Source organism: Streptomyces lunaelactis (assembly GCF_003054555.1).
In the GTDB taxonomy this organism is placed as follows: domain Bacteria; phylum Actinomycetota; class Actinomycetes; order Streptomycetales; family Streptomycetaceae; genus Streptomyces; species Streptomyces lunaelactis.
Window position 1 is genome coordinate 2,386,750 of the sequence record NZ_CP026304.1, and the last position, 13,301, is coordinate 2,400,050.

16 protein-coding genes are annotated in these 13,301 nt (G+C 70.0%); 11 read left to right on the forward strand and 5 right to left on the reverse strand.

Translation table 11 applies throughout. From position 1 onward, the window contains the following. Nucleotides 1–46 precede the first annotated feature (46 nt). A complete protein-coding gene (locus tag SLUN_RS10740) occupies nucleotides 47–973 on the reverse strand; it encodes an SDR family oxidoreductase (RefSeq protein WP_108148278.1) in 927 nt (308 codons plus the stop codon). A 111-nt stretch (nucleotides 974–1,084) separates the two neighbouring features. Here SLUN_RS10740 and SLUN_RS10745 point away from each other — a divergent pair, with 111 nt between their 5' ends. Then, nucleotides 1,085–1,606 carry a DUF4240 domain-containing protein gene (locus SLUN_RS10745; RefSeq protein WP_108148279.1) on the forward strand — a complete coding sequence of 174 codons (522 nt, stop codon included), beginning with the start codon at nucleotides 1,085–1,087 and terminating at the stop codon, nucleotides 1,604–1,606. A gap of 37 nt (nucleotides 1,607–1,643) precedes the next feature. Here SLUN_RS10745 and SLUN_RS10750 read toward each other — a convergent pair whose 3' ends face one another. After that, complete coding sequence (locus SLUN_RS10750; protein ID WP_108148280.1) at nucleotides 1,644–2,141, reverse strand: GNAT family N-acetyltransferase; 498 nt, start codon at nucleotides 2,139–2,141, stop codon at nucleotides 1,644–1,646. 43 nt (nucleotides 2,142–2,184) lie between these two features. On the opposite strand from SLUN_RS10750, the gene SLUN_RS10755 reads away from it, so the two are divergent. Continuing rightward, complete coding sequence (locus tag SLUN_RS10755) at nucleotides 2,185–3,090, forward strand: TIGR01777 family oxidoreductase (protein WP_108148281.1); 906 nt, start codon at nucleotides 2,185–2,187, stop codon at nucleotides 3,088–3,090. 175 nt (nucleotides 3,091–3,265) lie between these two features. After that, entirely contained in the window at nucleotides 3,266–4,609 is a 1,344-nt protein-coding gene (locus SLUN_RS10760; RefSeq protein WP_108148282.1) for an NAD(P)/FAD-dependent oxidoreductase, read from the forward strand. 55 nt (nucleotides 4,610–4,664) lie between these two features. On the opposite strand, the gene SLUN_RS10765 is transcribed toward SLUN_RS10760, so the two are convergent. Then, on the reverse strand, nucleotides 4,665–6,110 hold the full coding sequence (locus tag SLUN_RS10765) for an NsdA family TPR-like regulatory protein (RefSeq protein ID WP_108154655.1): 1,446 nt from the start codon (nucleotides 6,108–6,110) through the stop codon (nucleotides 4,665–4,667). A 252-nt stretch (nucleotides 6,111–6,362) separates the two neighbouring features. On the opposite strand from SLUN_RS10765, the gene lipB reads away from it, so the two are divergent. From lipB to SLUN_RS10785, 4 genes are all read left to right on the forward strand, one after another. Further along, nucleotides 6,363–7,193, forward strand: coding sequence for a lipoyl(octanoyl) transferase LipB (gene lipB / locus SLUN_RS10770; RefSeq protein ID WP_108154656.1), 831 nt, complete (start codon nucleotides 6,363–6,365; stop codon nucleotides 7,191–7,193). Between the two features lie 102 nt (nucleotides 7,194–7,295). After that, nucleotides 7,296–8,258: a lipoyl synthase gene (gene lipA / locus SLUN_RS10775; protein ID WP_108148283.1), complete on the forward strand. Its 963-nt coding sequence runs from the start codon at nucleotides 7,296–7,298 to the stop codon at nucleotides 8,256–8,258. Between the two features lie 319 nt (nucleotides 8,259–8,577). Continuing rightward, the gene (locus SLUN_RS10780; RefSeq protein ID WP_108148284.1) at nucleotides 8,578–8,787 is read left to right on the forward strand and encodes an SCO2195 family GlnR-regulated protein; all 210 of its coding nucleotides are present in this window, start codon (nucleotides 8,578–8,580) and stop codon (nucleotides 8,785–8,787) included. Nucleotides 8,788–8,806: 19 nt separating this feature from the next. Continuing rightward, nucleotides 8,807–9,514 carry a DUF4191 domain-containing protein gene (locus SLUN_RS10785; protein WP_108148285.1) on the forward strand — a complete coding sequence of 236 codons (708 nt, stop codon included), beginning with the start codon at nucleotides 8,807–8,809 and terminating at the stop codon, nucleotides 9,512–9,514. 110 nt (nucleotides 9,515–9,624) lie between these two features. Here SLUN_RS10785 and SLUN_RS10790 read toward each other — a convergent pair whose 3' ends face one another. Continuing rightward, complete coding sequence (locus SLUN_RS10790; RefSeq protein WP_108148286.1) at nucleotides 9,625–10,092, reverse strand: RDD family protein; 468 nt, start codon at nucleotides 10,090–10,092, stop codon at nucleotides 9,625–9,627. A gap of 208 nt (nucleotides 10,093–10,300) precedes the next feature. Between SLUN_RS10790 and glnA the strand changes: the two genes are divergently transcribed. Further along, nucleotides 10,301–11,710 carry a type I glutamate--ammonia ligase gene (glnA, locus tag SLUN_RS10795; protein WP_108148287.1) on the forward strand — a complete coding sequence of 470 codons (1,410 nt, stop codon included), beginning with the start codon at nucleotides 10,301–10,303 and terminating at the stop codon, nucleotides 11,708–11,710. A 234-nt stretch (nucleotides 11,711–11,944) separates the two neighbouring features. Continuing rightward, nucleotides 11,945–12,220 (forward strand): DUF6000 family protein, encoded by a 276-nt coding sequence (locus SLUN_RS10800; protein WP_257153699.1) that lies wholly within the window; start codon nucleotides 11,945–11,947, stop codon nucleotides 12,218–12,220. A 255-nt stretch (nucleotides 12,221–12,475) separates the two neighbouring features. On the opposite strand, the gene SLUN_RS41055 is transcribed toward SLUN_RS10800, so the two are convergent. Then, nucleotides 12,476–12,598 carry a hypothetical protein gene (locus tag SLUN_RS41055; RefSeq protein ID WP_257153700.1) on the reverse strand — a complete coding sequence of 41 codons (123 nt, stop codon included), beginning with the start codon at nucleotides 12,596–12,598 and terminating at the stop codon, nucleotides 12,476–12,478. Between the two features lie 25 nt (nucleotides 12,599–12,623). Between SLUN_RS41055 and SLUN_RS41060 the strand changes: the two genes are divergently transcribed. Both SLUN_RS41060 and SLUN_RS39405 read left to right on the forward strand, forming a co-directional pair. Continuing rightward, on the forward strand, nucleotides 12,624–12,752 hold the full coding sequence (locus tag SLUN_RS41060; RefSeq protein ID WP_257153701.1) for a hypothetical protein: 129 nt from the start codon (nucleotides 12,624–12,626) through the stop codon (nucleotides 12,750–12,752). Further along, nucleotides 12,749–13,099, forward strand: coding sequence for a DUF3846 domain-containing protein (locus tag SLUN_RS39405; RefSeq protein WP_159100222.1), 351 nt, complete (start codon nucleotides 12,749–12,751; stop codon nucleotides 13,097–13,099). Before SLUN_RS41060 ends, SLUN_RS39405 begins: the two co-directional genes overlap by 4 nt. The last annotated feature ends 202 nt before the right edge of the window (nucleotides 13,100–13,301 follow it).

The following is a 13,301-nucleotide window of genomic DNA, read 5'->3' on the forward strand; positions in this document are numbered from 1 at the left end:
TGGCTCCACCGGCAGTGGCTCCACCGGCAGTGGTCGCGGCCAGTCGTCACCGGTAGTCGTCCATCGAGGGCTCCGCCCCCGCCGCCTCCTCCGCCAGATAGGCCCAGACGTCCGGCCGGCTGCCGTCCGCGTCCGTGACGCCGTACGCCTTCGCCAGCTGCCCGCTGGAGAGCGACTGACCGTTCCAGCGCGCCCGCCCCTGGTCCGCGGCGAGCGCCGCGACCCCCCGGCCGATGTACACCGGCGTCTCGGAGAGCGCGAAGTGGCGCTGGATCTTGATCCCCTCTCTCCAGGTCTCCTCGGTGATGCCGAAGGTGTCGAGCATCTCCTCGGAGCGCAGAAAGCCCGGGGTGACCGCGACCGCCGTGCCGCCGACACTCTTCAGCTCCTCGCCGAGGGTGAAGGCCATCCGGATCGGAGCGGTCTTGGCGAGGTCGTAGTAGAAGTTCTCGCGGAAGGCCTTGTTCGATTCGGCGGTGCCGTCGGTGACCTCGACGACCAGCCCGCCGGGCTGCCGCACCAGGAGCGGCAGTGCGCAGCTGCTGGTGATGATGTGGCTCTTCACACCGAGCTCCAGCATCCGCAGCCCGCGGTCCAGCTCGACGTCCCACACCTTCGTGTTGAAGTCGATCAGATGGTTGCCGCCCCAGATGTCGTTGACCAGGATGTCGAGCCGGCCGTGGTCCCGGTCGATCCGTTCGATCAGCGCCCGCACCTGCGCCGGGTCCAGATGGTCGGCCGGTACGGCGATGCCCTCGCCGCCCGCTGCCGTGACCAGCTCCGCCGTCCCCTCGATGGTCTCCGTCGCCCGGCCCATCTCGCTGACCCGCTCGCGCGTGGTCCGGCCTGTCGCGTACACGGTCGCGCCCGCCGCGCCCAGCTGTACGGCGATGGCGCGGCCGGCGCCCCGGGTGGCCCCCGCGACCAGCGCGATCTTCCCCGTCAGCGGGCTCAGTGCCTTGTCCGTCGTCATACGCCGACCGTCGCACGAATACCCGACATCCTCTGTCTGCCATTCGAAAGAGTCAGCATTTCGGCGGCTCCGCGTGCGCCGCCCCCCGCCAACCACGATGCTGGACCCGTGATGGACGAGACGGAGTTCTGGGAGATCATCGACAGCACCCGAGAGGCCGCCGAGGGCGACCCCGAGGACCATGCCGAACTGCTGGTCGAGCGGCTGCTGCAGCTCGACCCCGACTCCGTGCTGGACTTCGCCCGGCACTTCGAGGCCCGCTACAACCGCGCGTACAGCTGGGATCTGTGGGGCGCGGCGGCCGTACTGCTCGGCGGTGCCAGTGACGACGCCTTCGACTACTTCCGCTGCTGGCTGATCGGCCGGGGCCGGGAGATCTTCGAGGGCGCGCTGCACGACCCGGACTCGCTCGCCGAGCTGCTCGACGAGTTCGACGAGGACATCGACGGGGACGGCGAGGAGCTGGGGTACGCGGCGGACGAGGCGTACGAGCAGCTGACCGGCGTGGTGGCACCGGATCTGGGGATCGCGGCGCAGGCGGCCGAGCCGTCGGGCACGCCGTTCGACTTCGACGACGACGCGGCGCTGGCGCAGCGTTTTCCCCGGCTCTGGGAGCGCTTCGGGGAGCCGTAGGAACTCATCGTCGCGGCAAGGCCGTTGGCTCGTCGGCTCACACGGTCAGGCTGCGGCCCATCATCACGTCGTCCACGTACTGCCCGTCCAGGTAGAACTCCCCCGGCAGCACGCCCTCGACCGCGAAGCCCTCCGCCTCGTACAACGCGCGGGCCGGCTTGTTGTGGCCGAGCACCCGCAGCGTCATCCGGACCGCGCCCTGGCGCCGCGCCTCGTCGAAGGACGCCCGCAGCAGCGCCCTGGCGATGCCGCGCCCGCGCGCCCGGTCCGCGACGGCGAGGCCCTGGATCTGCCGCACATGCTGGTTGCAGGCGAGCGGGGTGGGCGGGATCAGCCGTAGGTAACCGGTGATCGTGCCGTCGGGGTCCTCGGCGACCAGGAAGTCCTCGGGCCGGTGGTTCGAGTCGAAGAACGGGTCGTACGGCGGCTTCGGCCTCGGCTGTACGGCGTGCAGCGGCGACCAGGTGTCCCGGTCGAGCGCGCCGAGAGCTGCCTCGTCCGTGTGGCGTGCGGGGCGTATGTGAGACGGGGACATGGAGTCACTGTGCCATGCGGCCCCGCGGGGGCAGGATGGGCCCATGCGGATCGCGGTCACCGGCTCATCCGGACTCATCGGTACGGCACTCGTGCGCTCGCTGCGCGCCGACAAGCACGAGGTGGTGCGCCTGGTACGGCGGCCATCGCGGGCCGGGGACGAGGTGGAGTGGGACCCGCACCGGCAGTACGTCGACGTGGGCGGCCTGGTCGGCTGCGAGGCCGTCGTCCACCTCGCCGGGGCGGGGATCGGGGACCGCCGCTGGAACGACGCGTACCGCAAGGAGCTCAGGGACAGCCGGGTGCTCGGCACGGCCGCGATCGCGGATGCCGTCACCTCCCTCGACGTACCGCCTCGCGTCCTGGTCTCGGGGAGCGCCGTTGGGTACTACGGCGACACGGGGGACCGTGCGGTGGACGAGGGCGCGCCGCCCGGCGACGGGTTCCTGCCGAGGATGTGCGTGGAGTGGGAGGAGGCGGCGGCTCCGGCCGAGGAGGCGGGCATTCGGACGGTGTTCGCCCGCAGCGGTCTGGTGGTGGCGCGCAAGGGCGGCGCGTGGGGCCGGATGTTCCCGCTGTTCAAGGCGGGTCTGGGCGGGCGGCTCGGCAACGGCAGACAGTACTGGAGCTTCATCGCCCTGCACGACGAGATCGCGGCGCTGCGGCACCTTCTCGATACCGAGTCCCTGTCGGGTCCGGTGAATCTCACGGCCCCGGAACCGGTCACCAACGGCGAGGCCACGGCGGCGATGGGACGCGTTCTGCACCGTCCGACGGTCTTCACGGTGCCGACGCCCGCGCTGCGGATCGCGCTGGGTGAGATGTCCGTGGAGATCCTCACCGGCCAGCGGGCGCTGCCCGCGCGGCTGCTGGAGTCGGGCTTCTCGTTCGCGTTCCCGAGCATCGACGAGGCGATCCGCGCGGCGAACTCCAGCCCCTCCGGCGTTTGAGTCGCGGGGTCCCGGGCGGAGCCCCGGGTGTGCGCCCCCGCGCACCGGTGCTCCGCGGTGTGCGCGACTGGCAGTGCGGCCACGGCTCCCTAGTCTCGGTCCGAACTCGGGTATTCCCTGGGCCTGTTGGGGGCATGAGCCTCCCACCAGCCGCGCCGACCTCGGGGAGGGGCACGTGCTCAGCAGCGCTCACCATGCGGATGTCGTCATCGTCGGGGCCGGGATCGCCGGTCTCTCGGCGGCTCATCAACTGACCAGCGCAGGCGTCTCGGTCAGCGTTCTGGAGGCCGCCCCTGAAGTGGGCGGCCGGATGGCCACCGAACAGATCGACGGTTTCCGGCTCGACCGCATAGGACAGTTGCTCAACACCTCCTATCCGGAGCTGCGCCGTACGGCGGGGCTCGGGGAGGCGGCCCTGCGGCCGTTCTCGCCCGGGGTGCTCGTGCACAGCGGGGGACGGCTGCAGCGGACCGGCGAAGTGGTCCGGCGGGCCGGTGAGGCGGGTAGCCCGCGATGGGGGTCTTCCTACCCCCTCCGGGGCGTAGGGGGCGCATTGACGGTCGCGCGCGCCCTGGCGAGCGCCCCCAGGCCGCTGGACCAGGCCAGGCTCGGCGCGTCACTCGCCCGTCTCGCCGCGATGCCGGTGGAGCGCCTGCTTGCCCGCCCAGAGCGGCCCACCGCGAGTTCGCTCTGTGCCCGCGGCCTCCCGGCCCGTGCGGTCCACGGCTTCCTGCGCCCGCTGCTGTCCGCGCTGCTCTGCGACCCGGCGCTGACCACCTCCAGCCGGTGCGCCGATCTGGCACTGCGCGGCTTCGCGCGGGGCCTGATGTGCGTACCGGCGGGCGGCGCCGCGGCGTTCCCCGAGCAGCTGGCGGCGGCGCTGCCGCCCGGCACCGTACACACGGGGGTACGGGTCACCGACGCGTCCATCAGCCGCGTGACGACGGCGGAGCACGGCGAAATCGGCTGCCGCGCCCTGGTGCTGGCGACCGGCGCCCGCGCGGCCGCCGAACTCCTGCCGGGCCTGCGGGTGCCGTCCTTCCACCCGGTGACGGTCCTTCACCACACGGCGCCCGCGCCGCCGCTCACCGAGGCGGCGCTGCTGCTGGACGCGGACCGCGGCGGTCCCGTCTCGCACACGGCGGTGATGAGCGAGGTCGACCCGTCGCGCGCGCCGCACGGCCGCGTGCTGATCTCATCGACGGTGCTCGGCACTCCCCCGCCGGACCTGGACCGCACGGTCCGCGCGCATCTGGCCACGCTGTACGGCACGCCGACGGACGAGTGGGAGCTGCTCACGGTCCACCACTCCCCGGAGGCGGTCCCCGCGATGCCCCCGCCGCACGATGTGCGCCGCCCGGTGCGGCTGCTGTCCGGGCTGTACGTGTGCGGGGACCACCGCGACACGAGCACGGTCCAGGGGGCGCTGTACTCGGGCCGCCGTGCCGCGGATGCGATTCTGCGGGATTTCGGCGTCGTGACGGGTCACGAGGCGGCCGCGCTCTCGGCGGTGGCCTAGCTCGGGCCGAATTTTCCACGCGTCCGGCGATTGAGGACAAAGCGCCAAACACCCCCTAGCCAAGCGCAGCGACCCGGTCCCGGTAGTTGCGGACCGCCGCCGCGTCCCGGTACGGATCCAGCCTCCGCTCGAATTCCCGTACGTACTCCACCGCCCGCGCCGACCGCATCTCCGACGCCTGCAACGCCGCCTCCGCCCCCAGCGCGCACGCCTGGTCCAGCTCGCCCAGGCCGAGCCGGGCGGTGGCCAGCACCACCCTGCAGAAGAGCCGGCTGCGCGCGAACGCCGGTGCGCGCAGTTGGAGCGAGCGCTCCGCGTGCTGCACCGCCGACCGGTACTGCTGCAGATCCCGGTGGCAGTGCCCGAACTCGTCGGCGAGCTGCGCCTCGTCGAAGAAACGCGCCCAGTGCGGGACGTCGTCCCCGGGCCGGGCGGTCTCCAGCGCCCGCTCGGCACGTACGAGCGAGGCCGTGCACGCCCGGACCTCGCCCAGCACGCCGTGCCCGCGCGCCTCGACGGAGTGCAGCAGCGCCTGCACGAGGGGCGGGGCCGCTGACCCCACCCCCTGCTGGGCGACGCGCGTCAGCTGCACCGCCTCGCGCCCGTGCCCCAGATAGACCGCCTGCCGGCTCATGGTGACCAGCACATACGAGCCGTACGCCCGGTCGCCCGCCGCCTGGGAGAGCCGCAGCGCCTGCACGAAGTAGCGCTGCGCGAGGCCGTGCGCCGCGATGTCGTACGAGGTCCAGCCGGCCAGCCGGGTCAGATCGGCGGCTGCGGCGAAGAGGCGCCGCCCGGTCACCTCCCCGTAGGTGCCGCGGAGCATCGGCTCGGCCTCGTGCTCGAGATAGCGCACCAGGGCCTGCCTGGCGTGCCCCCCGCCGTAGGCGTGGTCGAGGGTGCGGAACAGCTCGGCGACCGACCGCAGCGCGGCGATGTCGCCGTTGGAGACCTTCTGCCCGGGGCCCCGGTCGGTGCCGCGCTGCCGGGGCACGGTCGCCCTGCCCTGTAAGGGGATGCGGGTGGTCCCGTGCGGCATCGCGTCCCCCCGGCTCACCCGCTCGTCGGCCCGTCCGATCAGCCAGTCCCTGCTCGGGACCACCAGTCCGGCGGGGGTGAACGCGATCTTCCGCAGCTCCGCGTGGCTGCCCGAGTCCTTGCGCCACAGCCCGCCGACGATGTCCACCGCCTCCTCGGGCGTCGCCGCGAACTCAAGACCGGCGTAGACGGGCGCACAGGCGTCCAGACCCAGGTCCTGCGCCGAGAGCCGACGGCCCAGCCGCCGGGTGAACACCTCCGCGATCAGGGCAGGCGTCGTACCGCGCGGCTGCTGGCCGCGCAGCCAGCGGGTCACCGAGGTCTTGTCGTAGCGCAGATCAAGGCCATGCTCGAGTCCGAGCTGGTCCACTCGGCGAGCAAGGCCTGCGTTGGAGAATCCGGCTTCTGCGATGAGCGCGGCGAGCTGTCGGTTGGGGATGCGCTGTGGGGGTCGTTCCGTCATCAGCGGTGCGGTCTCCTGCCTTCCGGGCCGGGAGCAGCCCTTCATGGAACGGCGCGAATTTAGCGGCCCTTCCCGCCCCCACCACCGCCTTCGCCCCACATTCATCCGATCGTGTGAGGATTGGGGGCGTCGCTGACGAGGACCGCCTGGTCGGCACCTCCCCGGACGCCCTTCCGGGAGCCGCCGTACAGTGGCTGGGGCGTGATGAGTGCAGGGTGAAGGTTCTAGGGAGGCACAGCCGTGGGTGAGCTCGTGAGTGAGCTGCGGTTCGTCCGACTGGGGTTCGGCGAGGAAGCGGTCGAGTACCAGGAGGCGTGGCAGAAGCAGCGCGAGGTCCACGCCGCCCGGTTCGCGGACGAGATCGAGGACACCTGCCTGCTGCTCGAGCACCCGCCGGTCTACACGGCCGGGCGGCGCACGCAGGACAGCGAGCGTCCCCTGGACGGCACTCCCGTCGTCGACGTCGACCGCGGCGGCAAGATCACCTGGCACGGCCCCGGCCAGCTGGTCGGCTACCCGATCCTGAAGCTGCCGCGCCCGGTGGACGTCGTCGCGCATGTGCGCCGGCTCGAGGACGCGCTGATCCTCACCTGCACGGAGTTCGGACTGGAGACCACGCGCATCGAGGGCCGCAGCGGCGTGTGGGTGCTCGGCGACCCGGTCGAGCAGCGCCCGTCGATCGGCGGTCTGTCGCTGGACTTCGACCCGCGCTTGCAGGACGAGGAGTTCGACCCCAGGCTGAACGGCCCGGAGTACGCCCCGTCCAACGCCGGCCAGCGCCGCGAGGACCGCAAGCTCGCCGCGATCGGCATCCGTATCGCCAAGGGCGTCTCGATGCACGGCTTCGCGATCAACGTGAACCCCGACAACACCTGGTTCGACCGGATCGTGCCGTGCGGCATCCGGGATGCGGGCGTCACCTCGCTCTCGTACGAACTGGGCCGCGGGATCACCATCGCCGAGGTGCTCCCGGTCATCGAGAAGCACCTGCGCGCCGTCCTGGAGAACGCCGAGCTGCGGCCGCGCTCCGTCGAGCCCGCGCCCGAGCCCGCGGTCGAAGCCGCGGTCGAAGCCGCCGTCTAGGGAATGCGCCCCTCTGGCCAGAGGTTGGCCAGACGTAAGGCCACACAAATAACGGGCGTACCCTGGTGTCCGCCGAAGAATCGAAGTCGTAGGGAGCCGGACGTGTCCGCAGTCGCACCCGACGGACGCAAGATGCTGCGCCTTGAGGTCCGGAACAGCCAGACCCCCATCGAGCGCAAGCCCGAGTGGATCAAGACCCGGGCGAAGATGGGCCCCGAGTACACGCAGATGCAGAAGCTCGTGAAGAGCGAGGGTCTGCACACCGTGTGCCAGGAGGCCGGCTGTCCGAACATCTACGAGTGCTGGGAGGACCGCGAGGCGACCTTCCTCATTGGCGGCGACCAGTGCACCCGGCGCTGTGACTTCTGCCAGATCGACACCGGCAAGCCCGCCGCCCTCGATCTCGACGAGCCGCGCCGCGTGGGCGAGTCGGTCGTCACGATGGACCTGAACTACGCCACCATCACCGGCGTCGCACGCGACGACCTTGAGGACGGCGGCGCCTGGCTGTACGCGGAGACCGTGCGCCAGATCCATACGATGACGTCGGAGCGCGAAGCCGGCCACACCAAGGTCGAGCTCCTCATCCCCGACTTCAACGCGGTGCCCGAGCAGCTGGCCGAGGTCTTCTCCTCCCGCCCCGAGGTGCTCGGCCACAACGTCGAGACCGTGCCGCGGATCTTCAAGCGGATCCGCCCCGGTTTCCGTTACGAGCGCTCCCTCGAGGTCATCACCCGCGCCCGCGAGGCGGGCCTGGTCACCAAGTCGAACCTCATCCTGGGCATGGGCGAGGAGCGCGCAGAGGTGAGCGAGGCACTGCGGCACCTGCACGAGGCGGGCTGCGAGCTGATCACGATCACCCAGTACCTGCGCCCTTCGGTACGGCACCACCCGGTCGAGCGCTGGGTGAAGCCGCACGAGTTCGTGGAGCTGAAGGAGGAGGCCGAGGAGATCGGCTTCTCCGGTGTGATGTCGGGACCGCTGGTGCGTTCCTCGTACCGCGCGGGCCGGCTGTACCAGCAGGCGATGGAGCGCCGGAGCGCGGTGGCGCCGCAGACGGCGTGATCGCAGACGGTTCGACTGTGTGAATTCAGGCACAAGCAACTACCGCTGAGTAACAGAGGTTGGACGCGGCTCGTACGCTCCCCGCAGGTCGGGGCAGGGTACGAGCCGCGTCAGCGTTTTGGAGCAACGCGTCAAGGTTTCATCGGTGTTTGACCGCCGGGTCACGCGCTGGTAACACCAATCAGTGACATTAGCTTTACGCACAGCACGCACCGCACGCACCGCATCACGTATCGCTCACTGCACCCCGCACCGCACGCACCCGCACCGCACCGCTCCCACTCATCGTCGACGCTCGCCCCGAAGGGGGACCTCCACCATGCAGGCCGCGCCGGTTCGTCCCGTACGCGCAACCGCCATCCCGTCCGTCACCGACGCTCTGCGCGCCATGGAGTCTCTGCTCCTGGGCGGCGGGCAGCGCACCGCCCGCCGTAACGCATGGACGGCGGTCCTCGAAGACCGGCGCCGGGCCAAGGACCGGGTCGAGGCACAGCATGTACTGGAGGCCGTGGCCGACCGCACTTCCTAGGCCACGTAAACTTCCACTCATGGCGAGGAAGGCAAACTCAGACAGCGGTGACGCTGCAGCGGAAACTGGGCGACTGAAGCAGATCGCCCTGACGTACAAGATGACCCGGAAGGCCGACCCGAAGGTCGGTCTTGTCGTCGCGGCTGTGGGAATCGTCACCTTCGGTGTCATCCTCGCGATCGGCTTCTTGATCGACCACCCCATTTATCTGGGCATCCTTGGCTTCCTGCTGGCCTTCCTGGCGATGGCGATCATCTTCGGACGCCGCGCCGAGCGAGCGGCCTTCGGACAGATGGAAGGACAGCCGGGCGCGGCGGCGGCCGTACTGCAGAACGTGGGCCGTGGCTGGACCACGACCCCTGCGGTGGCGATGAACCGCAGCCAGGATGTAGTGCACCGGGCGGTCGGCAAGGCAGGCATCGTGCTGGTGGCGGAGGGCAACCCGAACCGGTTGAAGACGCTGCTGGCGGCCGAGAAGAAGAAGATGGCGCGCATCGTGTTGGACGTACCGGTGCACGACATCGTCGTCGGCGACGGCGAGGGCCAGGTGCCGCTGCAGAAGGTGCGCACCACGATGCTGAAGCTGCCGCGGGTGCTGACCGGACCGCAGGTCACGGCGGCGAACGACCGGCTGCGGGCCATGGGTGACCTGATGAGCAATATGCCGCTGCCAAAGGGTCCGATGCCGAAGGGCATGCGGATGCCGCGCGGCGGAAAGATGCGCTGACCTACGAGAAGAAGCAGAGGAGGCGGCCGGGACGAAGTGTCCCGGCCGCCTCCTCTTTTCTCTTGTCCTTTTCCTGTCCTGCCCGCTTCTTGGCCGCTTCCTGCCCGCTTCTAGATCCGCACCTGTACGGCGCGGGCGAGGCGGTCGTGCAGCCCGCGCCCGTCGCGGTCCCAGATGAGCGCCGGAATGGCGAGGCAGAGCAGGACGCTCCGTACGAGAACCCGGAAGATCCCCAGCCGCCCGCCGTCCTCGGCGACGACGCGCAGCCCGAGGAGCCGCTTTCCGGGGGTGAAGCCGACCGTGCCCACGGTCAGCACACCGAGTACGAGGAAGATGCCGAGCGCCCAGTTCCCGGCGGCCTGCCGGTCACCGTTGGCGAACAGCCCGTATGCGATCAGGAGGCAGAGCCCCCAGTCGACGAACACGGCGCCGAAGCGCCGCCCGAGGGGGGCGATGGAGCCCGGTCCCGCCGCCGGCAGACCGAGCCGCTCGCCCCGGTGACCGAAGTCGGCGCCCATGTCCTCGGCCGCCGCGCGGGGCCCGGAGAGCCACGATCCGATTGCTTGCCTGTTGTCCACCCGTACACGGTACTGCGACCGGTTTCACCCACCCGCGGGTGGGGCCTTGACACGACTCCGACCCCGGTCCGGTTAACTTCGTCGAAACAAATGGGTCATGCTGGAGAAATCCCGTCTGCCTATGGTCGGGTCCAGCGTGTGCCACCGCACTGGCCGCACGACCGAGCTGCAACCCCGCCCCTCCCGGGTCGGGAGTAGGAGGAGTTGGATGTTCCAGAACGCCGACGACGCGAAGAAGTTCATCGCCGACGAGGATGTGAAGTTCGTCGATGTCCGGTTCTGCGACCTGCCCGGTGTGATGCAGCACTTCACCATCCCGGCAGCGGTGTTTAACCCGGACGACGAGCTTGCCTTCGACGGCTCGTCCATCCGCGGTTTCCAGGCCATCCACGAGTCCGACATGGCGCTCCGCGCGGACCTGTCGACCGCCCGTCTCGACCCGTTCCGCAAGGACAAGACGGTCAACATCAACTTCTTCATCCACGACCCGATCACGGGCGAGCAGTACAGCCGTGACCCGCGGAACGTGGCGAAGAAGGCCGAGGCCTACCTCGCCTCCACAGGCGTCGCGGACACCGCGTACTTCGGCCCCGAGGCCGAGTTCTACGTATTCGACAACGTGCGCTTCAACACCGCCGCGAACGAGAGCTTCTACCACATCGACTCCGAGGCCGGCGCCTGGAACACCGGTGCGGTCGAGAACAACCGTGGCTACAAGGTCCGCTACAAGGGCGGCTACTTCCCGGCCCCGCCGGTGGACCACTTCGCCGACCTGCGTGCCGAGATCTCCCTGGAGCTGGACAAGAACGGCCTCCAGGTCGAGCGCCAGCACCACGAGGTGGGCACGGCCGGCCAGGCGGAGATCAACTACAAGTTCAACACGCTGCTGGCCGCGGCCGACGACCTGATGCTCTTCAAGTACATCGTGAAGAACGTCGCGTGGCGCAACGGCAAGACCGCGACCTTCATGCCGAAGCCGATCTTCGGCGACAACGGCTCGGGCATGCACGTCCACCAGTCCCTGTGGCAGGGCGGCGTCCCGCTGTTCTACGACGAGCAGGGCTACGCGGGCCTGTCGGACATCGCCCGCTACTACATCGGCGGCATCCTGAAGCACGCGCCGTCGCTGCTGGCCTTCACGAACCCGACGGTGAACTCGTACCACCGTCTGGTCCCCGGCTTCGAGGCCCCGGTCAACCTGGTCTACTCGCAGCGCAACCGCTCGGCGGCGATGCGTATCCCGATCACGGGCTCGAACCCGAAGGCCAAGCGCGTCGAGTTCCGCGCGCCGGACCCGTCGTCGAACCCGTACCTGGCCTTCTCGGCCCTGCTGCTCGCGGGCCTCGACGGCGTCAAGAACAAGATCGAGCCGGCCGAGCCGATCGACAAGGACCTGTACGAGCTGGCCCCGGACGAGCACGCGAGCGTCCCGCAGGTCCCGACCTCGCTCCCGGCGGTGCTCGAGGCGCTGGAGGCGGACAACGAGTACCTGCAGGTCGGCGGGGTCTTCACGTCGGACCTGATCGAGACGTGGATCGACTACAAGCGGACGAACGAGATCGCCCCGATCCAGCTGCGGCCGCACCCGCACGAGTTTGAGCTGTACTTCGACATCTAAAGATCAGGGTCGGGCGACCCGGGCGGGAGACCAGGGAACCGGCTGCGAACTGCAAAAACACTTCGCAGCAGTTCTCGTTGTTCCCGCTGGTCTTCCACCCCCTTGTGCACCGTGTGTGCACCGCTCGGTCGATTCTCTGACCCAGTGTCAGTAACAGCGAGGGCCGCCACCCACCAGGGGTGGCGGCCCTCAGCTGTGGCGCCGATCGCGCGTTCCGGGGCCGTCGCCTGCATTGTGGACGACCAACCCGAGGCCCTCGGCGCCCTCCTCCGCCTCGACGCCCACCACGCCGAACGCTTCACCGAGCCCGGCGGCCTCTGGGGCCGCTGGGTCCGTGCCCTGGTCCGCCTCCGGGACCACCCCAGCTACACCCCTGACGAGCAACGCCGCTGGACCGACCTCAAGTGCGACTTCGCCAACGGCTGGGCCCGGCCGCGGCCGCCTGACTGCGGCTACGTGAAGTCTGCGTACGCCATGTACCTGCCGCAGGCGCGGCACCTGAAAAGGTAGCCGGTGGGCTGACTGTCTTTGTCCAGAGCACCGACGCTGGAGTCGCGTGGCCAGTACGCGTCCTTCCTGGGTCACGTCGGCGGAGGCCAGGACCGCCGAGTAGTCGGCCGCCGTCGTGGCCCGCACAGCCCGCCTCCGTTCCTGTCGCCACGGCAGATCACCGTCATCAAGGACGACGCAGCACGACTCGACAACGGGCAATGGTCCGGTGACCTGCGGTTCCGCTTGTTCTGGAGCCTTCTCGAAGAGACCGGTCTACGGCTTGCCGAGGCCCTCCTCCTGCGGCACCGTGACTGGCAGCCCGGCACGGGGACCACCGCAGTTGTCGAGGTGCAGCCGCGCGAGGACCGACGCCGACGCCGAGGCTGCGGAAAGCACGCTGATCAGGAGGCTCACACAGCAGTTGGCGCAGATCCGCAAGCAGCACAGGGAGCAGATCACCGAACTCCGCGCCGCGTTGGAGGCCGCCCACGGCGAACTGCTGGTCCTGCGCCGACGCCTCCAAGACGACCAGTCAGCGAGCCCGAAGTGAAGGCCCTGTCCATCCCTGTCAACGGTAGGCCGACCGTTGTCGACCTCGGCGACGACGGCGGCTCCAGGTTCCTCCGCTCCCTGCGTGCGATCATCGGCGCCGAATGCGTCGAATGCGTCGCCGTCACCGACAGATGGGACGCCTGGCTCGATGAGGAGAGCGGGGTGAGGAGGCGGCCTCTCAATGAAGCGGCCACACGGCTCGCGCACGACTACGGGGCCAGGGTCAGACTCCGCGGAACCGTTGTCATCGTCGGAGCGGACCGGGGTGCCAACGTCTCCGTCGGCCTCTCTCCTGATCAGATCGACACGCTCCGCTGCAGAGCCACGGACGCGCCGCGCTGTTGAGTGCCTGTTTGTGACGCATGAACGACAAGCTGATCGGGAGGTAGGGACGTGCCAGGGAAGATCGGCTGCCGGTCGCCGATGAGTGGTGAGGATTCGTGCGCTGACGGGGCAATCGGTAGGGTGCCAGGTCACGACCGTACCCTGCCGGATCGACGTGCTGGTCGGAGCCCTGCTGCGGCTCGTGGCACCACCACGCCTGCCA